Genomic DNA, 21267 nt, shown 5'->3' with positions numbered 1-21267 from the left:
GTAGCGACGGAAAGATTGCAAACCGCTGCGACGCGCCATATGCATGGTCGTCTTTCCACCCCGCAAGACGGCGATGGCGTAACCGATCAGGAGAGAGAAGCCGGATATCCCCTGACAGTCATTAAAGCCGTCTTCTGTATACCATGCGTTCCAAGATATTCAGACAGCTCCGGCCCCGTCTCGATGCGGGGACTATTATTCACAAACGGATCGACCATCACCTCGTTGCAAATCCAGTGAATGACTGTGCCATCATCCATTTGGAATATGATTATGGCGTTGATGTAGATGTGGTGCATTGCCGTAGCCTTTCACTCAAAAGACGTCGCCACTGCGACGACGACAGCTTCATCATGATCGACTCGCAGACCCATATCAGCGGTGCGACGACACGATCTGCCAAAGATCTACCGTCGGGACCGTTGTTTGTGACCAAAACTCCGATGCCGACATCAATGTCTCACAATTCGCATGTTCCCGATATCATCCGCGGTGATTACCGCTGATGTGCCGGTAGAGCTCCATATCAAGCGGTCGTTCCAGCCGGAGCGTGGACAGCGGAATGAAATGCGTCCGCCGCCATTCCGGACCGGCACCTTCACTCATCCACTGGAACGCCGGCGAATTCGGCGAGTAGCCAGCGGAACAGCAAGCGATCGTAGATCTCTTGTTCCCATTGGCATTGTTCGACGATACCGAAATCCGATAACCGTATTGTGCATCTTGCGGCGTTACTCATACGCACGATGTCATCATGAAAAAAGGAGATAATTGCGATGCCTTCCGAGCTGAAAATAGCCGAAATAATCCACATGGCCGCGCAACAGTTGGAATCCCACGTACTATCGTCGATCACGGAACACCGCAATGTCTACCGTTTAGGCCCTGATACCTACGTCACCGAAGAAGTCTGGCTCGATACTTTTCGTGAAATGCCTAGATGGGCCGCCAATGCTGTCATTCTTTGGGAAAATGGTTATACATCGCATAAAATCGCCGCAATACTCGGCGAAGGCGGCTGTCAAGCATTGAGCCAAGCAGCATGTGATTCCATTGCCGAAACCGATGCAGAGTGCTTTTTCACCACAACTCCGTAGTGGGCTGGGAACTGAAACCCATGGTCTTCAGCCGATAATCATTGCCGACACAGCCATAGGGGCCTCCGAACGCATAAGCTCAACCAATTGCTGCACCGTATCAATATGCCGCTCGTCATCAAACGGACCCTCCACCTCCACGTTATTGCAAGACCAATGAATGATTGTCTGGTCACCCATGATGAACGTGATTTTGGCGTCAACTTGCATAGCAGTTCCTTTCACTCGTGCGTGACCACACCAACAGACGATGGTCACATTCATAGTGATCAGACAACAACTGCCATGGTTCCGCATCATCACGGGATCTGCCAAAGATCCACGATCTGCAATCAGCTCCCAAACATGTTCTTCAGCAGTTTCTGCGACCGTGCCGAATCTTTCCCACGAAGGTACCAGCGAAGCGCCTGCTCAGGATCAAGCTCAAACAGCATGATGGCGGAAGGCGTGCCATTCCCGTGGAGCCTCGCTAACCGCTGATTCATGAATGGGAAGTATACGCATCCTCGGGCAACGACCATGCGTCTTCCGCTCGGAACCAAAGAATCCCCCGCCGATAAGGTCTCGTCCTCTCCATCAATGACTATCGGTATCTGGCCAGGCATGACGAACGCATTGCCGGCGATGGTGAGATTCAGCGCGGCCCCACTGTCTTCAGCGCTCTCGGCGTCGTCCACATTATCGAAATCATGGTTTTCCTGCGGCAGTAATGCGAGCAAATAGAAATACTGCTTGACAATGTCCTTCAACCCCGGGGCATGGGCAATCGATGCTGTAGTCCTCCTCAAATCATTCTTATCGCCACTCGCATCTTTTTTCGGCTTGGAATACTTCGGCACATAGTACTTCGCGTCCAGAATGTACAACTGTGACCCATCGACATTCGACGTCACTACATCGGGAAGCAGCGGAGAGCCTTCAGCCTCACTGGAATCCTCACTCACATCGACATCGTCCGCATCGGACGCACGGTCGCAAAGCCACCGCTTCCTAGTGGTATGACCGGAACACCAATCCAACGGGTCATCGAACTCCCATCTCGGAGGCTGGGTGCCATGCAACCGTTCGTCATCGTCGAACACGACTTTACAGACATCTTCCCAAACGAGTTGAAACGAGCAAGTACCTTCGGCCAGCATAGGCAGGATTCGTCCCGGAGCGGAACCATCAAGGTACCGAAGCATGGCTTGCAGCAGCAATCGGTTTCGTGTCACGAACTGTACTCGTAGTTCCTTACGCAGTATGCGTCGAATGACATCGAAATCACCAAGATCCGACAGTGTTGCCTTTGAAGGCTCAGACAACGGGAGCTGCAATAGCTCGCCAATGCCGCTGTCTGTAAGACGCCGCGAAATATCCGAAACCATAGCCTGCTGAATATCACTGATCGCCGTCGAAATATCCGCCGTCGAACGCATACTGATGAAATCCGTGTACACGGGCGCACCATCGCTGTACATGGGCAGCATCTGATGCACCGTGCGGTTCCAATCGATTTCGCCGGAACCGTTATGTTCATACATACGACGCACTGACCGATAAGGCCCATGCTCCGCATAGTCTTCGAGTAGGAAACGATAGAGTTCGATGACATTGTCGTATCCCGAATTATCATCGATGGCATATGCGAATCCACTCATTTCGCCGTTATGCTTGGGATCGTTATTGTACTTGCGGATCGTTTGAAGAATCACCGGGAATTCCTGCAATATTCGCTCGCCATGACCGTGTAGCACATCCGAAGTGATGTCTTGGTAGTACTTGGGCAGCACGATAAAGAGATATCCGCTGACGGAAAGCAGACCAACGTAAGTGAACTGGAAACGACTCGCTGATGCAACAGCCTTCTCTCGCTGTTTGCACGGCGACAGTACAAACGAATCACCTATTTGAAGCTTCTGCAGATACTCAATGACTTTCCGCGTGCGTTCCAAAGAAGACTCCGGGGCTTGTTCGCCATCGCCTCCCCGTGTCTCTTCGTCCACCGATGCCCCGAGCTCGTCGTCATACCGAATTCGTATGCGAGCTCGTTGAAAGTCCTCCACGGCGTATGGATGGCGCTCGCGGAAGACGAAAGCGGTGATATCGCCCTGTATCGCCGGCATAGGTCAGAGCGTCCCGAAGATCTCGAAATGCTTCTCATCCCAGGCTTCGAACAACGCACTCAGCGTCAGCCCTATATACGTGCCATGCCGGGATTCCATAGCTTCACGTACGACACCTGTATCAAAGACCTTGTCACGCGCATACCTCGCCGCATCATCGAACAGATACATGATGACCTTGTTTTTGAACGCTTCATCGAATTCAGGCGTGCCGAACTCCAGATCGGTGCTTCCTAAGAAGAACGGCCCCAACAACTTATCTTCGTTGACCTTCGCCTTATTCAGCAGCAATGCGTTGATCCGGCGACGCCCTTCCTTCCACTCCGCGTCGGAGATCGCATCTTCACCGTCATCGATCCCGACATAGCGGAAATTCCAACGCCGCTTGAATGCGGTATCCAACGGGTACACACCTTGATCAGCGGAATTCATCGTAGCCCATATGACCATGTTGGGAGGCAGCACGATAGACAACGTCTCCGGTTCGGGAATTCCCGAACCGGACTTTTCCCCAGACGCTTCCCGCCCGAGGAGCCCGAATAGATTCACTTTGCCGACATCGCTCAATTTCCGCCAAAGATATGCCTTCATATCCTCACTGACGGAGATGGGAAACTCGCTTTTACCATGGGCGTCACGGTCCAATAGCTGGAAGATATCGCCGAAGACCGCAGCTGGATCCGCACGGTTGATTTCCTCGATGGCCAAGGCGAATTCGTGGTCTTTCTCATTCAATGCATTCACCAACACGCGGGTGAACGGGCCCGGAGCGAATGCATAGGTGAACTTCGGCTTGGCACTGGATTCGGAATCGTTCTTGGCACCATCGAATGGTACGTCCATGGCTTGGATTGGGGATTCAACTGCCTTCGGACGATATGAGCCGACGAACTGCGCATGCAGATAATCCGGATAGAACGTGACTCGCTCATAGCGTTTGCGACCATCATCGTCGATGAATCGTCGTAATTCCTGATTCATCTTGGTGCTCTTGCCCGTACCGGGTGCGCCAAAATAGATGAGGTTGTAGGCGGAATCGGAAGAACCGTCGCATAGAAATTCTATGTATTTACCGATGGCGGCAGACGTACTACCCGCATTCCCCGGTTCGCCAGCCGGGTAAAGTCTGACCGTCTTCCGTTCGGGATCGACCACCTTGCCAAGGAACTTTTCTACAGGCGTTGCCTGTCGAGAATCATAAAGCTTTCTTACCGGGGACCACACATCCCTGAGATTTCGCAACGCAACATCATCAATGTACGAAAAAATATTCGCATACGGAGCTTCTACCACGTCAAAAGGATCTTTTCCCTCATCGTTCAGTACCCCGTGAACCATTTGAGGAAGATTCTTTTTCTTGGTCGGTACAAAATACGTTTTTTTGAATTGCGCCAAGGCTTTGACATAATTCCTACGCGAATCATCCCCAACCGATGGATCCCGCTTCAACCACTGCTCGAACAGCTGCTGACGTCTTTCCACATCGTTATACGACGACGGACGATTCCCATCAATATCGCACGTCGCATAGAACACGTCGTTGTAGTCCAGCAGGCACGGCCAAGTCGGGGGACGATCTGCGTCTTCAAGCCGCAGAATAATTCGGTTCTGATATTGCTCGTAGAAGTCCTGCAACGGCACCGTCTTGCCGATAAATTCAATGGAACCACTTCGTATTCCATTGTTTTCGAGGTCGGCATTGTCAGTCGAGTGTGACTTGCCCGAATGCGTTTTGACAAACGGAATATCCTGAACATCGACCAATTGGAACATGGATCGTGATTCTTCGCCATCCAGCTTGGCGAATACAAGAACCACATCACCATCATGGCACCGCTTGGAGGAGATCAACCCCACTGGCACGTCGAAGGATTGCCCGGCTTTGCAATAGTCAAGCGATAATTTCCCCGTATAGCTCGTATGCCCGCGCCCATCAACGGAAATCAGCAATGCAAAGATACGACCATCTTTCTGGGCGAACACATCCTTGAATTCCTGAACTTCAGCCATGACAGACCTCCAACATGGTAGGCGATGCCGCCATCGTACATCGCCTACTTTGGCCTCTTATCAAATTGCCCGTAATCATAAGCTTACGCGTACGATTACGGACAATTCAGGAAACCGGACGGGGAGTCATGCTCCACCGCTCACGCCGCACTCTGGCCGCTGATATGCCGGTAGAGCTCCATATCAAGCGGCCGTTCCAGCCGGAGCGTGGACAACGTGACGTTCACGGTCTTCTCCCCGGTCGCATCCGGCTTCGTCGTCAACTCCGCCCGCTCCAGCGACGTGACATGACCGACGTAGTAGTACTTCTTATCTTCGGCCTCCTCACGCCGCATGACGAACAACGGAATGAAATGCGTCCGCCGCCATTCCGGACCGGAACCTTCACGCATCCACTGGAACTCCGGGGAATTCGGCGTACGCCCGTTCTTGCTGAACCATTCCATCTCCTGAGGATTGAGGAACCGGTCTTCGTATTGGCTGGCGGCATATTTGACGAAGATCGGCATGGTGCCGGTCTCCTTGTGGCGGAAGTAGCCGCCGACGTTCTGCCCGTTGAGTTCCTTATGCCATCCGCACAGCCGCATCACATCGGCAAGTGAATACTTCTGTTCATACAGGAAACCGCGGTCGAGCGGATGACGGCTATCACGGGACCGGGCGCAAAGATCCCGGCAATTGCGCAACCCGACACGTAACGTGTCGGCGAAGAAGATGCAGAACGTACGATTCGCGGCGAGCATGTCGGCGAAATCCTCCGTGAGCCGGCACATGCCGTCGTCGTCACGCTCAACCAACGGCGTTCCTCCGAACCGTTTGCGGCTTGCATCGAAATACGAATAATCGAGTACATGAATGGCGGATTCAAGCTGATCCGGCGTGATATAGGCCTCGGGGAAGCGGTCCCGTATGATGTCGGCGAGGTCGTCATCCCGGATCGCGGGCGATGGCCGCCAATCCGGCGCCGCATCCGTATCTTTGCCAAGCCGTTCCTCAGAAAAACCGCACAGTTCGTCGAGGATCACCAGCTCGTGCGGGCGCAATCCCGGAAGCAAAACAGCGGTGGCCATTTTCAGAATGCCGTTCTCGATGTCGGAGACCGGATCGAGTTGGCCGAGGAAATCATCTTCGGCATTCCTGCCACGGCTGAGACTCTGCTCACGAGACCTTACGAACTCCAGATAGTTGCTTTTCTTCGCCGCCAGGGTCATCGGCAATGAGGAATCATAATCGTAGACGTCGGTCAGCATGGGGATACGGCCGTATTCGTATCGGATCTGCCGATACTGCTCGGTCAGTTTCCTCATGTCGGACCAGTCGGCGGTGTCCAGCGATTTCAGGATACGTTCACGCGCAATCCGGTCGAAACTGATTGACGACAACCCTATCGACGTACGCTGCAGGTTCTTGCGTGCGATGTCTCGGTCGCCGGTATTGCCATACAGAGCGATCGGGATAAGGTAGTTGTTCGCGTAATTGCCGATGAAATCGATGACGACGACGCTTTCCTTATGGGGGAACTTGCGCAGTCCTCGACCGAGCTGCTGGGTGAAGACGATGCTGGATTGCGTATTGCGCAGCATCACAATCTGGTTCACCGCGGGGATGTCGACGCCTTCGTTGAACAGGTCGACGGTGAACAGGTAGTCGAGCTCGCCGTTTTCGAGCTGTTTGATAAGCGGCTCGCGATCCTCCTGTTTCGGATACCTGCCGCTGGTGACGGCGGCCGTCCGGTAATTGCGTTCCATCTGCTGGTTGTAGTGCCGGTTGAACAGGTCGGACAGCGCTTCGGCCTCCTCCTGGCGGCTGCAGAACACCAGTCCCGTGATCTGCTGATGATACTGGCCGTATTGCTGGAGTTTGTCGATGATGTACCGGACGCGTTGCTCCGAAGCCAGCTGGCTGATCTCATAGGTGAGCTGCCCGGACTCTTTCGACGAGGCTCCATGCGCGATATCGATGGATTCCCCGTCGTCGCCGAGGTATTCGCCCACGCCGTTGTATTCGAACGGACACAGCATGTTCTCTTCCAGTGCCTTACCCAGACGGATTTCGTAGGCGATGTTGTATCCGAACAGTTTGAAGATGTTGATGCCATCGGTACGTTCCGGGGTCGCCGTCATGCCGAGCATGAAATCGGCGTCCTTGAAATGGTCGATGACGCGCTGATAGCTGGCGGCGCCGGCATGATGCACCTCATCGACGAGAATATAGTCGAATTCATCAGGCGCGAACTGTTCCAGCACGTCCTCGCGGCCGAGCGTCTGAATGGTGGCGAACACGTATTTCCGATCGCGCTCCTTGCTGCTGCCGGTGAACAGACCGAGTTCCTCCTCGGAGCATTCAAGAACACGCTGATATGATGTCATCGCCGCCCGAAGAATCTGATACTGCTGGGCGATATACAGCATCCGTTTCGGATGATACTGTCTTACATCAAACGCCGAAAGATAGGTTTTGCCCGTACCGGTGGCGGAGACGATGATCGCACGATGCTCGCCGGCGTCACGCAGCTTCCTCAGGTTCGCGAGCGCTTCCGCCTGCATGTCGTTCGGCGTGATCTCATGGTTCTCCAGGGATTTGAGGATTTCACGACGTGGCGGCGCATATTTTTTGAAATCCTCCTCGTATTGTTTGATCCACTCTTCGGTCAACGGCGTCGATTCGTCCATCTGCTCGTCAAGTTCCTCGCGGAACTGACGCACGAGTTCTCCCTCAGGCAGTGACGAGACTTTGAGGTTCCATTCGCGCTGGATGCCATTGAGCGCAAGCGAAGTGAGGTTCGAGCTGCCGACGTAGAGATTGAAGTATGGTTTGCCGTCCTTGGATTTCCTGGTGAACACGTAGCCCTTGGGATGGAATTTCGGGTCTCGGCCTTTCTCGGCCGCCGGATCATCGTTCCAGATACGAACGTCGATGCCGTATTTGTTTTTCACGCCGAGAAGTTCCCAGAACGCCTTGGGATCGTTGAAATACCCCTTGGTCGAGGTGATGATGCGGCCGGTGCCCTCATTCTCCCGGCCATCATGCCAATCGGAGAACCGCTGCTGCAGACTGCGGACCGCGGCCGACTTGACGAACGCGACCGACATGTCGAAATCATCGCATTGTTCGAGTTCGGTGCCAAGCTCGTCCTTCATCGTCAGCCCCGAGCGGTTCGCGATCAGCTTCGGCGCATAGTCTCCAGGAACATCGGCATTCTCACGTATGAGCCCCGAAGATACATCGGCCTGCATCAACGATGCCAAGGCATTGTCGATATGCGACATCGTCGAACGTCGTTCGATGTCGACGTCACAATCATCAGTCGTCGGCTTGGGCCCATCAATCGGTTCGTTGTCGTTCATGATTCGTTCACTTCCTCGCGACGTCCATTGTGGAGATCATGCTTACGGCCTTGTGGTCGGCGGGGGCCCAGTCGAGGGTGGGCATGTCGGCGGGTTCGAGCCAACGGAACTCCTGATGCTCAGTGCGGCGGGGCTCGCCGGAAAGCAGATGGCAGATGAACACGGTGAGCGTGACGGTGCCGAAATCGTAGTCGTATGAATCCGTGCAGACCTCGTCGCCGATCTCGACCTCGCAGAGCAGCTCCTCCTCGATCTCACGGTGCAGTGCCTCGCGCGGGGTCTCATGCGGTTCGATCTTGCCACCGGGGAACTCCCATTTCCCGCTCAACTGCTTGCCGCCGCCACGCTGGGCGCACATCACCATGCCGTCGCGTACGATGGCCGCGCCGACCACACGAATCCGCTTGCGCGGTGCCGAAGAAGCGGCGTCCGACACGGCATTGCCCGAATTTTCGCTCATAGTGCCCTGCAACTCCTCATCCGAATCGTAGTATTCCCATACCGTCCACCAGGATACCGGCCAATCCTCCCGAAAACCGCGGAATCCATGCGGAAATGGCGACCATAAGAGGGTAATCTGGTGGTCAGCGACAATACGGGGAGCATTTCGCATGGCAACGTCGACGCGCATGAGTCAACGCGGAGAATTGAGAGGAACCACGATGAGCAACAATCCGGAGAGATTCTGTCCCAAATGCGGAACGCCGCGAAAGGACGGCACCAATTTCTGCGTGAAATGCGGACGGCCGTTCGCCGCGGCGGCGACTGCGGCAACGCCGGCAGGCGCAACAACGCAACACGTGGCGGCTACGGAACAGACGGCGGCCACCGTCGTGCAGCCGCCGGTCCCCATGCCGGGAGAACACCCGACGACCGTCATCACCACCGATCCCAACGATCCGGACGCCACGATCCTGGCCGGGCAAAACACCGAACCCGCCGAACCCGCAGCGACCACCGTGCTGCCTCCCACACAAGGAGGCCTTGGCGGGGGACTTGCGGCAGGCACGGAAAACAAGCCGCTGGAGCAGCTGGTCGCACGCACGGAGGCGATTCCCATGCCCGGCGGCAACGCACAGCCGACGCGAATCATGCAGACGGGGTCGCATGCACCGTCCGAACCCCCGGTGCCGATGCCCCGCGTCGTGGAAAGCGAGAACGAAGCGCCCGTGCCGATGCCGGGCGACGGCAACGGCACCGGTGACTTCGGCAACGGCGCCAATGGCGGCGATGGTGCTGGTCCGCTACCCCCGATCAAGAGCGGGGAATCCCCTGCCGGCAACACCAATCCCGACAACGGCAACGACGGCGGCCGCCGCAAACGAATCATCATCATCGCGGCCATGGTCGTCGTCGCGCTGGTCATCGCGGCCGGCATCGTCGTATTCGGCATGAACCGGCGTCACGACACCGCGCTCGCCGCATGCAACGACGCGCAGACCGCGCTCGCCAACGCCGACCAGTCGCTGAAGAAATCCAAGACGACCGCCGAAGAGGCGACGAAGACCAAATCCAGCGACGTAAGCGACCCGCAGACCATCGATAATCTGAAGACCCTGACGACGACCAACGTCGGCGGCAGCGTCGACGACACGAAATCCGCCAACGCATGCAGCCCCGACCTCAAGGCGAACGTGCTCCAACAGCACGCCGACACCTTGAACCGTGCGGCCGACAAACGCACCGAACTCGTCACCAAACTCGACGACGGCACGAAGGCGGTCCGCGACGGGCAATCCGCCAAGACCGTCACGACGTCGCGTGACACGCTGCAGTCCACGACCGACGGCGCACAACAGCTCATGACCAGCTCCAACGGCAAGGTGGCCGACGACTCCACCCGCACCGATCTGAAGAAGGCCATCGACGAGGCGCTGAAACTGCTGGACAAATACAAGGACGATTCGAGTTGGAAATCCAATCCCGACGGCGCCGCCAAGGAGATGACCACGTCCAACGACACCGTGAAATCGGCGATGGCCTCGGTCAACAAGTCGGTCAGCGCCAAGCAGGCGGCCGATGCGAAGAAGAAGGCCGCGGAAGAGGCGAAGAAGCGCGCCGAGGAGCAGAAGAAGGCCGAGGCCGCGGCCGACAAGACCCGTTGCGCGTCGATTGCCGGCCGATACGGCATGTGGCAGGGCAGCGTCACGCTGGTGGTGTATGCCAGCTGCGGCGCCTCGACGGTCGACGAGACCGGCAGCAACGGATGGTCCGGCACCTACGTGCCGAACTCGTACCAGTCGGGCACGTGGAAGCTGTCGAACGGCAAGTCGCTCACCTACTACCCCGCCGGCACCACGGCACCGTGGATCAAACAGTACATGCAAAGCGCCGGCGGCGGCAGCGGCCCGAACAAGCCGCAGATCCAGACGTCGGACGGCACCCCGTACGTCAAGCAATGAACGGAATAAACGCGGGCGGGCGTCTTCCGTCGTCTCGCGGGCCCTTCCACCGTCCCGTAGAATCTACGACGATGCCCGCCCCGGGGCGATACCCTCGTTATCATAAAAGTGCTTACTTACAGTAAGTCGTGATGCGAAGGAGACGGAATGAGCGGCAGCCAGACCATGCGATTCTGCCCAAGCTGTGGGGCACAATCCCCGCGGAACGCCAGATTCTGCATGAAATGCGGAACAACGTTCGCGAATACGGCAATACCAGCCCCCGAACCGGTGCCCCTGCCCGGTGCCTCTTCGACGCCGGTGCCCATGCCGCATTCGACGACGAATCCCGTCCCGATGCCGCCCGCGTCCCCGGCGCACGGTGGCCTCGCCCCCATCCCCGGCGGCGCCTCCCCCACCGACCCCCCGCAATCCAAACGCCAACGCGTCATCATCCTCGCAATCATGATCGTCGTGGCGCTGGTCATCGCCGCGGGAATGGTCATGCTCGGGAAAAACCGAAGCCACGAAACCGCGCTCGCCGCATGTGTCGACGCGCAGACCGCGCTCGCCAACGCCGAAGCCAAGCTCAAGACGGCGAAATCCGAAGCCGAAAAGGCGTCGAAGACCAAATCCAGCGACGTAAGCGACCCGCAGACCATCGACGATTTGAAGAAACTGACCAAACAATCCACGTCCGGCGATGCCGACGGCAAGACCTCGAAATCGGCCGACGCATGCAGCCCAGACCTCACCGCGAACGTGCTCCGGCAGCACACCGACGACCTCAACAACACCACCGACAGCACCAACGATCAGGTCACGGCATTCGACACCGGCACGCAGGCGGTCTATGACGGCCAGTCCGCCAAAACCGTCACGACGTCACGCAGCACACTGCAATCCACGGTCGACGGCGCACAACAGCTCATGACCAGTTCTAACGGCAAGGTGGCCGACGACTCCACCCGCACCGACCTGAAAAAGGCCATCGACGAGGCGCTGAAGCTGCTGGAGAAATATCAGAACGATTCAAGCTGGAAGACGGCGAAGGCGAACGGCGGCGACGGCAAAGCGGCAAGCTCCACGAACGCGTCGAACGCGAAGAACGCGGCCAAACAGATGGATGCATCCAACAGCAACGTGAAATCGGCGATGGGCAAGGTCAATGGCTCGGTCAGCGCCAAACAGGCGGCCGAAGCACGAAAGAAGGCCGCCGAAAATCAGAAACGACAGGCCGCCGCCGACACAAACCGTTGCGCATCGATGGCGGGAACATATGCGATGCAAGCCGTCGGCGTGAGGGTCTCCGCCGACTGCAGCGCCAGTAAGATGGACAGCGGCAGCACCTTATGGTCCGGAAGCTATGTGTCCCAGTCGTTCACCGGCAACGGCGGCTCGTCCACGTGGCGGCTGTCCAACGGCAAGACGCTGACGTATTATCCTGCGGGAACGGACGCCCCGGTGGACGAGATGACCAGAGGCTACCTCGGTGCCGACAAAATACGCAACTCCCCGAAGATCATGACCTCGGACGGCCAAGTGTACCTCGGGGTTTCCTGAAGCCGGAGTCCCCTAAAGCCGGATTCCTCGGACCGGACCGCAGGACAGGCCCGAGGATGCTACTCCGAAGCCTGGTCGCGGGCGACGTCGAGGGCTTTGTTGAAGGCGTCGGACGTCCAGCTGGCACCGGCCACCTTGTCGACCTTCAGACCCTTGAGCGGCTTGCCTTCCACGACGCCGGGAATGGCCTTGATGAAATCGTTCTGATGGTTCTTCGAGATCGTGGTGAACGGATGCCCCACGACCTGCACGTCGGCGACCTTGCCGTCGGCGACCTTCAACGTGACGTCGATGCTATCCTCGCCGACCGGACCATACTGGCCCTTGATGGCGTACGTGCCATCCTTGTATTTGCCGGTGTCCTTGGTGGAGGCCGACGACGAGGCGGACGGACTTGCGCTGGACGACGGCGACGTCGTGGATTCACCCGAGCTGCCGGCGTATTCGTCGTCCATCGGCACGGCCTTGGATTTGGGGTCGCCGCAGCCGCCGAGCAGTGCGCCCGCCACGACCAGGCCGGCGAATGCGGTGGCCGCGGTCTTGACGGCGACGGAGGTCTTATGAGTCATGATGATGGTCTCCTTCCGAAACAGCAGTGTAGTCGTAACGGTCTCATGATTGCAGTGAGGGTGCGGCTGATGGAGGTGTCGGTCTCTCCCTCAGTCAGCTACGCTGACAGCTCCCTCATCAGAGGGAGCCGGGGCATGATCGCGGCAGACCCCCTCAGTCATGCTTTGCATGACAGCTCCCCCTACTTCGCAGAGGGAGCCGGGGCAGGGTTGTGGTGGTCTCTCCCTCAGTCATGCTTTGCATGACGGCTCCCCCTACTTCGCAGAGGGAGCCGGAGCATAATCGTCAGCCTCGTGCGATTACTCGCCGCCTGTTTTCGCGGCCTTGGTGGGATCCTCGAACCCGACCGGGGCGTCGCCGTTCTGCGCGCCCTCGGCCTTCGACCCGGTGGACGCGGGCTTGCCGCCGGCCGCCTCGTATGCGGCGCGCGCGGCGTCGTCGTTCCATTTCTCGCCGACGAGCACGCCGTGGTTGAGCATGATCTCGCGTTCGGCACAGCTGGCGACGAGCGCGTCATGCGTGACGACGATGATGGTGGTGCCCTGCCGGTGCAGCTCGCGGAACAGGTCGAGCACGATCTTCTCGTTCTTCTCGTCGAGATTGCCGGTGGGTTCATCGGCGAGGATGAGCTTCGGGCAGTTGATCAGCGCGCGGGCGATGCACACGCGCTGCTGTTCGCCGCCGGAAAGCTGGCCGGGCAGATGATGAGCGCGTTCGGCGAGACCGACCTTGTCGAGCGCCTCCATGGCCTGCTTCTCGTCGACGACGGAATGGTAGTACTGAGCGACCATGACGTTTTCAACGGCCGTCAGATGCGGCACGAGGTAGAACTTCTGGAACACGAGTCCGATGAGGTTCTTGCGCACGTCGGCCAGCTGCGTGGCGTTGAGGTCCTCCAGCTTACGGCCTTCGAGCGAGACGGAGCCCTTGGACGGCGTATCCATGCAGCCGATCATGTTCATCAGCGTGGTCTTGCCGGAGCCGGACGAGCCGACGATGGCCAGCCATTCGCCTTCTGGCACGGTGAGCGACAGGTCGTCGACGGCGTGCAGCGATCCATAGATCTTGGAGATGTGGTCGAGTTCAAGCAGCATTGGAGATTTCCTTAGTATGAGTTGCGGAATGGGATTGTGATGACAAACAGGATTCACACACCCCCTCAGCCCGACATTCGCCGGGCTGCTCCCCCTATCAGGGGGAGCCGGCAGAGGGGCTACTCCTCGCGGAGCACGACGGCGGGGTCGATGCGGTTGGCGCGGTGGACGGGCGGAATCGATGCGAGCACGGCGATCAGCGCGCTGAAGACGACCGATCCGATGGCGAGCGGCCAGTTGAGCGACAGCGTGCGCCCGAACACGACCGTGGTGAGAACGTACGCCAGCCCGTAGCCGGCGGCGGTACCTATCAGTCCGCCGATGAGCCCGTAGAACGCGGACTCCACGTAGAATTCCAAGCCGATGCTACGGCTGGAGGCGCCGAGCGCCTTGCGCAGGCCGATTTCGTAGCCGCGCTGGGAGACGATGGACGATATCGTCGTCGACACGCCGACGAGGGTGAGCACGAGGACGACGAGCGAGACGATCCAGAACAGCGTCTGCAGCATGGTGATGATGCGCGTGTCGGAGGATGTGATCTTGGTGACCTGCTGCGCCTTGACATGCATGGAGGTCATGTCGTTGATGGACGTGACGGTTTTGGTCAGATCATCGCCGGTCGCGGAAGCCGAGTATTCGATGACGTCGGCGCCGCGTTTGGTGCCGGTCAGCTTCTGCATGTCGTTCAACGTGGCGTAGATGATGGAATCCTCGTTGCCGCCCGTGTCGACGATGCCGGCCACACGGAAGTCGGTGCCCTTGGTCTCCATGATGTCGCTGGAGACATGACCGCTTTCGCTCGGCGCGCTCGGCGCGGACGAGCCGCTTTGGGCTTGGGCATTGTCGGATGACGACGCCGACGACGACGATGAAGACGACGATGAAGACGACGACGCCGAATTGTCGGACGACCGGTATCCGATGGTGATGCTGGAGCCGATGTCGGCACCGAGCGCGTCGGCCACGTCGCGGCCAATCAGCACGGAGCCGTTCGACGGCCAATCACCGTCCACGCTCCAATGATGGTTGAGGTCGCGCACCTGCGCGGCGTCGACACCGGCCATCACATACGGAGCGGCATTGACGCGCACGTTCTCGTAACGATACGTGGCGTATCGGGCAGTGCCGTGGGCCCGCACCATTTCGGTGGTGTGGTCGACCATCGCGTCGTCGATGCCGGTCTTGTGGCCGTCGGTCTCGATGGGCGTGACGATGAGGTTCGCCCCGTAGGAACGCATCTCGTCGTTCATCTGCTGCGGCACGGCGATGCAGATCGCCGTCAGGCAGAACAACGTTGCCGCGCCCACCATGGACGCCACCACCGCCATAATCGCCCGGGAGCGGCGGCGGAACACCGCGCCCCACAGCATCTTGAAGAACATTCGCGAATTGGAAGTCATCGGTTTACCGGCCATGAAGCACCTCCGCGGGACGCAGGCTCAGAATGGAACGAATGGAGGACGCCGACGCCACCAGCACGGTGATCGCCAGCAGCACGAACACCAGTACGAACACCATCGGACGCATCGTGATGCCCGAGTCGAACACCACATGGCCGACGATCTGCGCGACGCCCGAACCCAGCAATGCGCCGACGATCGCGCCGACCAACGATATCGCCGCGGTTTCGGCGAGCATCAGGCGCGATACCGATCCGTCGGTCGCGCCGATGGCCTTGAGCAGGGCGAGCTCGTTGGAACGCTCCGAGATGGAGGCGGCCATCAGGTTGGCCACGGCCACGGCGGCGGCAAGCAGACTCAACGCGGTCATCAGAATCATCACGGCCTGCGTCTTCTGCAGCACGTTGCCCTGCAGGGCTGCGACCTGACGCACCTGCTTGGCCACGGCGCCCGGAATCACTTCCTCGATCTGATAGGCGATGGAGCTTGGGTAGGCGGTGCAGTACCAGGTCTCCCACTCCTCCTGGCTCAACGCCGCCGGGTTCTTCGCGGCCTTGCGGGCGAGGTCGTTCTCCGGCGTGGTAAGCGCCTTGACCTCGATCTTGTCGACCGAGCCGGGCAGGTCGGCGAGCATCTGCGCGGTGGACGATGCGATGTACAGGCCACCGTTGTCGTCGTCGCCGGAATCGTAGACGCCGGTGATCCGAATCTGCTGGGCGTTGCGTTTGCCGGAGGCGGTGGTCTTGTCCAACGTTATCGTGTCGCCGGTGGAGACGCCGAGCTGCTTGGCGAGCGTGGCGCCGATGATGCCCTGGTCGGAATCGTCCTTCGGCCATGCGCCGTCAAGCTGCCACCACGAGCGCATGCCCTTGACGCCGGCCACGGTGCTTTCGCCGGTGGAGAGCTTGAGCTGCTTGTTGAACCACGTGCCGGTCACGGGGGCGGTCGTCTTGCCGTCCTTGCTGGAGATCTGCGCGTGGAAGTTGAGCTGCGGCGCGAAATTCGTGATGTTGAACGCCCAGAAGATCGTCTTGATCTTCGGCACGTCGGATTCCTTGAGGAACGACGTCGGGTCGGTCTGTGAGGAGACCCCGGTGCCGTCGGTGTTATAGAGGTCGGAGACCACCGCGTCGGACTTCGGCTGCACGGTGATGTTCGAGCCGTATGTGGAGAGTTCGGCGTTGAGCTTGTCGCCGACGTCGAACACGACGCCCAGCATCGCCACCGAGACCGTGGCCGAAAGGCACACGGTCAGCGCGATGAGCAGCCGCCGACGAAGCTGGCGGCTGAACGAGCGATAGATCATTCGCAGAAAGAACATTTCGCTCCTTTACTTGAAATGGGCGCTTAATGCGTCGAGATCGGCTGTATGGATGGTGATCTTGCCGTTGCCGGTCTGGTAGGGCAGGGGGACGGGGTTGCATCCGCCCTTGAAGCCGATGGTCGCCAGGTTGATGGCCACCTCGCACTTCTTGCAGATGATCTTGCCGTCCTTCTCGTAGTATCCGGCGTCGCCGCAGTTGTCGCAGGCGTCGAGGCCGATGCCGTAGGCGCCGCCGTTCTTCTTGATGATGATGAACCGCATCACGGTGCCGTCCTTGGCCTTGTATTCGAAGCGGTGCAGGTGGCCGTCCTCGACCTGGCTGAACGGGATGGTGGCGGTGGTCTTGGTGAGCGAATACGCCTCGGGCGGCGACAGGGTCGGGGTCTTGTTGATCTCGGCCACGCCGAACGTGAGCGTGGCGGTCACGCCGATCATGGCGACGAGGCTCCACACGGCCGTGACGACGGCACGGCGTCGGAACGCCTTGTGCGTACGGGCGATGGCCTCGTTCGCGCCGGTCTGCGGCATACGGAAACCGGCGATCACGGACGCGATGGCGGGGACGATGAACACCCAGGCCTGCGCCTGGATCATCCACGAGTTGTGGTTGAGCGACCAGGCGAGGAACACGAACAGCGTGTGCGGGAAGAGCAGCACCTTGACCTGGATGATCTGCAGCAGGGCGGTCGAATGCTGCCACAGCAGGATGACGAGCACGGCGAGCACGGCGAAGGTGAACGCCGGCCGTACCGCCGTGGTGCGCATGGTGCGGAAGATGGCCGCGATGACGGCCGACGCCGCGATACCCAGGGCGAATCCGAGGGCGCGCAGCAGCATGGCCGAGGTGAAGACCGGGTCGCCGGGCTCCACCCAGATGGTCAGCTGGAGGATCACGTCGGGTAGGGCGTAGAACACGGTGAGCGCGATGCACAGGGCGGCCACGCCGTTGGCGACGTGCATCCAGACCGCATGCTTCTTCCAATCCCTGACGATCCAGTGGGCGGCGGCCACCAGCGCGATGGTCAGCACGTCGACGACGACGCAGGCGATGAGCAGGGGGAAGTTGACGAAGGTGCGTTGGTTGATGACCGCGGTGGCGCGCAGCGCGGCGAAGATGATGGCGGCGACGAGGCCGATGGAGAAACCCCACGTGCGCCAGTGTACGCTGACGGGCTTGTCCTTGCCCTCGCCGACGGTGAGCATGACGCCCAGACACATCACCAGCAGCGCAACCGCCAGCGTGCCGGGCATGACCGTCACAAACTGTTTAAGCATTCGTTGTTCGCTTCTTTCCTAGGCGTTCCTTAGGATTTCTTGAATCCGCGCCAAAACGCGAAAAATCCTTCCGCCGTCGATTTCGAGCTTTCAGGCGGAAGGTTTCGCATATCGCTTGCCTTCCCCTTTGAGAGAAAGGCGGCCGACGAAGTCGGACGGATGGGATGATGTCGGCGACACCGGCATGGATCGTGACATGAGCGTCACGCCATCTCATCCGTCCTGCTTCGTGGATGAACGGCTATCGACTGGACTCACCACTGGCGCGGGGTGTAATCCCAGTTGTCGAAGGTGACCTCGATCGGCTCGGTCCAGAACTTGTGGTTCTTCACACCGGTCTCGGGATCGACGTGGAGCATCCAGCCCTTCTTCTCGGGGGACTGGATGGAAAGCTTGAGCTGGTAGGTGCCGGCCTTCTCAAGCTTGACGTTGGCGCCGTAGTGCGGGCCGTCGGAGGCGTTCATCTGCATGAACGTACCGGAGGTGGCGGTGCCTTCGACCGCCTTGCCGGTGGCCTTGTCGACGATCTCGTAGTTCACGGTCAGGTCGGGGACGAAGTCGCCCTTGCCGTAGCCGTAGTCGGTGCCTTCCTCGCTGGCGTGGATGTCGGCCTCAAGGTGGAAGCTCGCGTCGGCGGCCTTCAGGCCCATGCCGGCGGGCTCCATGTCGATCGGCTGGAAGTACACGGCGCCGACGGTCAGCGGACCGGCGGGCTTGTCCTGCTCCTCGGCGGTGCCGGACGGTCCGACCGGGACCTCCTCGAAGCCGGCGGTGTCGCCGGGGGCGTCGGCCTTGGAGGAGCTGTCGGAGGCGGACGACGAGGTGTCGGACTTGGCGGAGCTGGAGCTGGAGGAGCTGGAGCTGCCGCAGCCGGACAGGGCGAGCGCACCGGAGAGGACGATGGCGGCGAGAACCATCAGCTTGTTTTTCTTCATTTCTCTATCCTTTAGTTATCGGTATTACTTGGATTGGTAAATTGCTTTGCCAAAAATCTTGATTTGCGATCACTTTTGAGCAATCGCGTCGGCATCGGCATCGGCATCGGATTCCGTGACCACGTCTGCCGGGTTTTCGACGGCCAGACGGGCCTTGTCCCTGTTCTTTCTGGCGAAGCCGACGACGAACAGCGCAATCACGGCGATGGCCGCAATCACCTGGGCGACGATGGATTCGACATACGGATACAGGCCGATCCAGTCGTTCGTCGGCACGCCCGGCAGATACATGGCGGGCAGCAGGTCGCCCTCGATGAGGGCATGCACGCCGCCGCCGGCGAACACGACCACCAGCACGGACATCAGAATCGACGTGACCGTGAAGAACGGTCCGATCGGAATCTTCACCGACGTGAAGCGGATAATGAGGAAGATGATCACCAGCACGATCGCGGCGGCGATGCCGCCGATCCACATGCCCTTCGTATCCTGACTCATCGTGTAGATCGACTGGTAGAAGATCACGGTCTCGGCGCCTTCGCGGAACACGGCGAGGAAGCTCAGCATGGCCAGCGACACCACCGTGCCGAACGCCACGTCGTGGCCGGCCTCGGCCTGCGAGGAGGCGGACGCGACTGCCGATTCGGTCTTGTTGCGGATGTACCGGTTCCATGCCTCCACGGAGGACTTGTTCAGCATCCAGTTGCTGGTCCACAGCAGCATGAACATGGCGATCAGGGCGCAGATGCCCTCCATGATCTCCTGCTCCTCGCCGGCGCCGCCGAACAGGATCGTGAAGATGACGGCGATCACGCCCGAGCCGACAAGACCGGCGACAACGCCCACGTAGATCCACCTGGTGAACCGCTTGTTGCCGGACTTGACGAGGTAGGCGATGACGGCGGCGACCACGAGCAACGCCTCAAGGCCCTCGCGGATGAGGATGAGGAACGCCTGGCCGATTGCGCTGGTGAGGAACTTGAGCGCCCCGCCCTCCTGGTCGGCGGCGCCACCATCGAGCTTGGCGGCGTCGGTGGTGAGCATCGACTTGAGCTGTTCGATGTTCTGCTTCACCTCGGAGACCGGCTTGCCGGTGTTCATCGAGGAACGGCACAGCTTGAACTGGTATTCGACCTCGGAGACGCGGTTGCCGCTGATGGCGCTCAGCACGGTCTTCTCGAAGCCGAGCTTCTCATAATGCTGGTAGTAGGCGTCGTTGACGAGCGTGGCGCCCTTGGCGGCGTCGCCCTGCTCATAGGCCTTGGCCGCGTCGTCGAGAATCGGAAGCATCGCGTTGGCGACGTCCTTCCACGTCTTGGCCGTGGTCGTGGTCTTCTTCTTTTTGGCGTCGAGGGCCTTGCGCTCCTTGGCGGTCTGCTCGGCGCGGGCCTTGGCGTAGGCGGCCGGCTTGAGCAGCTTGGCGTTGCCGTCGAGCGTGGCGGCGGTCGAATTCAGATCCGCGGAAAGCTTGCTTGCCTTGGCCGCGATGTCCTTCTCGTTGCCGGCGGTGTAGGCGCTGGTCTGCAGGTCCTGGAACTGCTGCGTCTGGCTCTGGTATTTCGATGCACCGATCGTGTCGTTGACGACCTTGCCGAAGTTGGCGGCCTCATACGTCGACCACTGCGCCGACTGGAAATCGGAGGCGGCGCCGGCGTTGTCGCCGGACTTGTACGCCTTCTGGCCGTCGGCGAGCTCGGATTCGATGGCCTTGGCGACGGCGCTCCACGTGGCGTAGTCCGTCGATGACGTGCTTGCACCAGTGTCGTCGGCGGCCTGGGCCGTCTGCGCGAACGGGGCCGCGATGAACGTCGCGACGAGCATCAGCAGCATCGCCATCGCCGCGCATATGCGCGCGACGACGCCGAACACCGAATTACGTGACCGCATGATTTCCTCTCAAAAAACCTCTTGTTTTGTGAATTCACGGTCATGTCAAGGCGTGTCGCACAGAAATCGAAGGATTTTTCTGTTTCGGAAACACATACTTCCGAAGCGGGAAAACCCTTTGAATTCTTGCGATTCTCGGCAATCCCTCAAATCACAGGTACAACGTAAGAGCGTTTCTCGGAAAAATAAAGTCTTGATTTTTGAGCCTTCGCCAGTTTGTGTGGTGGGGTGTTGAGCCTCGGCGTCGTGGCCGGGGCTTTTGTGTGTGCGGGTATGGAA

The 21267-nt window shown here is 59.4% G+C and carries 16 protein-coding genes and 1 pseudogene; 5 read left to right on the top strand and 12 right to left on the bottom strand.

Features of this window, described 5'->3' with window-relative positions; all coding sequences use genetic code 11:
• The first annotated feature begins 143 nt into the window (after positions 1 to 143).
• On the top strand, positions 144 to 506 hold the full coding sequence (locus tag DF200_RS10665) for a hypothetical protein (protein WP_146192012.1): 363 nt from the start codon (positions 144 to 146) through the stop codon (positions 504 to 506).
• Between the two features lie 270 nt (positions 507 to 776).
• Entirely contained in the window at positions 777 to 1097 is a 321-nt protein-coding gene (locus tag DF200_RS10660; protein ID WP_146192011.1) for a hypothetical protein, read from the top strand.
• 27 nt (positions 1098 to 1124) lie between these two features.
• On the opposite strand, the gene DF200_RS04420 is transcribed toward DF200_RS10660, so the two are convergent.
• The 5 genes from DF200_RS04420 to DF200_RS04400 form a co-directional block, all read right to left on the bottom strand.
• Positions 1125 to 1307, bottom strand: coding sequence for a hypothetical protein (locus DF200_RS04420; RefSeq protein ID WP_109137075.1), 183 nt, complete (start codon positions 1305 to 1307; stop codon positions 1125 to 1127).
• A 122-nt stretch (positions 1308 to 1429) separates the two neighbouring features.
• Positions 1430 to 3202 carry an LlaJI family restriction endonuclease gene (locus tag DF200_RS04415; protein ID WP_109137074.1) on the bottom strand — a complete coding sequence of 591 codons (1773 nt, stop codon included), beginning with the start codon at positions 3200 to 3202 and terminating at the stop codon, positions 1430 to 1432.
• Between the two features lie 3 nt (positions 3203 to 3205).
• Positions 3206 to 5212, bottom strand: a complete 2007-nt coding sequence (locus tag DF200_RS04410; RefSeq protein WP_109137073.1) for an AAA family ATPase — start codon at positions 5210 to 5212, stop codon at positions 3206 to 3208.
• 140 nt (positions 5213 to 5352) lie between these two features.
• Entirely contained in the window at positions 5353 to 8481 is a 3129-nt protein-coding gene (locus tag DF200_RS04405; RefSeq protein WP_109137125.1) for a DUF3427 domain-containing protein, read from the bottom strand.
• A gap of 85 nt (positions 8482 to 8566) precedes the next feature.
• Positions 8567 to 9019 (bottom strand): (deoxy)nucleoside triphosphate pyrophosphohydrolase, encoded by a 453-nt coding sequence (locus tag DF200_RS04400; RefSeq protein WP_109137072.1) that lies wholly within the window; start codon positions 9017 to 9019, stop codon positions 8567 to 8569.
• A gap of 151 nt (positions 9020 to 9170) precedes the next feature.
• On the opposite strand from DF200_RS04400, the pseudogene DF200_RS11310 reads away from it, so the two are divergent.
• The 3 genes and pseudogenes from DF200_RS11310 to DF200_RS04390 all read left to right on the top strand — a co-directional run.
• Positions 9171 to 9302 (top strand): annotated as a pseudogene (locus DF200_RS11310) (zinc-ribbon domain-containing protein); the annotation flags it as partial.
• A gap of 57 nt (positions 9303 to 9359) precedes the next feature.
• Complete coding sequence (locus DF200_RS04395) at positions 9360 to 10961, top strand: hypothetical protein (RefSeq protein ID WP_146192010.1); 1602 nt, start codon at positions 9360 to 9362, stop codon at positions 10959 to 10961.
• A 147-nt stretch (positions 10962 to 11108) separates the two neighbouring features.
• Complete coding sequence (locus tag DF200_RS04390) at positions 11109 to 12503, top strand: zinc-ribbon domain-containing protein (protein WP_109137070.1); 1395 nt, start codon at positions 11109 to 11111, stop codon at positions 12501 to 12503.
• A 59-nt stretch (positions 12504 to 12562) separates the two neighbouring features.
• Here the strand turns inward: DF200_RS04390 and DF200_RS04385 are convergent, their stop codons facing one another.
• The 7 genes from DF200_RS04385 to DF200_RS04355 all read right to left on the bottom strand — a co-directional run bounded on the left by DF200_RS04385 (position 12563) and on the right by DF200_RS04355 (position 20988).
• Positions 12563 to 13072, bottom strand: a complete 510-nt coding sequence (locus DF200_RS04385) for an FMN-binding protein (protein ID WP_109137069.1) — start codon at positions 13070 to 13072, stop codon at positions 12563 to 12565.
• Positions 13073 to 13372: 300 nt separating this feature from the next.
• Positions 13373 to 14167: an ABC transporter ATP-binding protein gene (locus DF200_RS04380; protein WP_109137068.1), complete on the bottom strand. Its 795-nt coding sequence runs from the start codon at positions 14165 to 14167 to the stop codon at positions 13373 to 13375.
• A 119-nt stretch (positions 14168 to 14286) separates the two neighbouring features.
• The gene (locus DF200_RS04375; protein ID WP_241520123.1) at positions 14287 to 15567 is read right to left on the bottom strand and encodes an ABC transporter permease; all 1281 of its coding nucleotides are present in this window, start codon (positions 15565 to 15567) and stop codon (positions 14287 to 14289) included.
• A gap of 4 nt (positions 15568 to 15571) precedes the next feature.
• Complete coding sequence (locus DF200_RS04370) at positions 15572 to 16888, bottom strand: ABC transporter permease (protein WP_109137067.1); 1317 nt, start codon at positions 16886 to 16888, stop codon at positions 15572 to 15574.
• Positions 16889 to 16897: 9 nt separating this feature from the next.
• Positions 16898 to 18166 carry a DUF2318 domain-containing protein gene (locus DF200_RS04365; protein ID WP_109137066.1) on the bottom strand — a complete coding sequence of 423 codons (1269 nt, stop codon included), beginning with the start codon at positions 18164 to 18166 and terminating at the stop codon, positions 16898 to 16900.
• Between the two features lie 254 nt (positions 18167 to 18420).
• Complete coding sequence (locus tag DF200_RS04360) at positions 18421 to 19101, bottom strand: iron transporter (protein WP_109137065.1); 681 nt, start codon at positions 19099 to 19101, stop codon at positions 18421 to 18423.
• Positions 19102 to 19170: 69 nt separating this feature from the next.
• Positions 19171 to 20988, bottom strand: coding sequence for an FTR1 family iron permease (locus DF200_RS04355; protein ID WP_109137064.1), 1818 nt, complete (start codon positions 20986 to 20988; stop codon positions 19171 to 19173).
• Positions 20989 to 21267 lie beyond the last annotated feature (279 nt).

It is taken from the genome of Bifidobacterium catulorum (assembly GCF_003129925.1).
GTDB lineage: Bacteria > Actinomycetota > Actinomycetes > Actinomycetales > Bifidobacteriaceae > Galliscardovia > Galliscardovia catulorum.
This window is presented reverse-complemented; position numbering and strand designations above follow the sequence as displayed.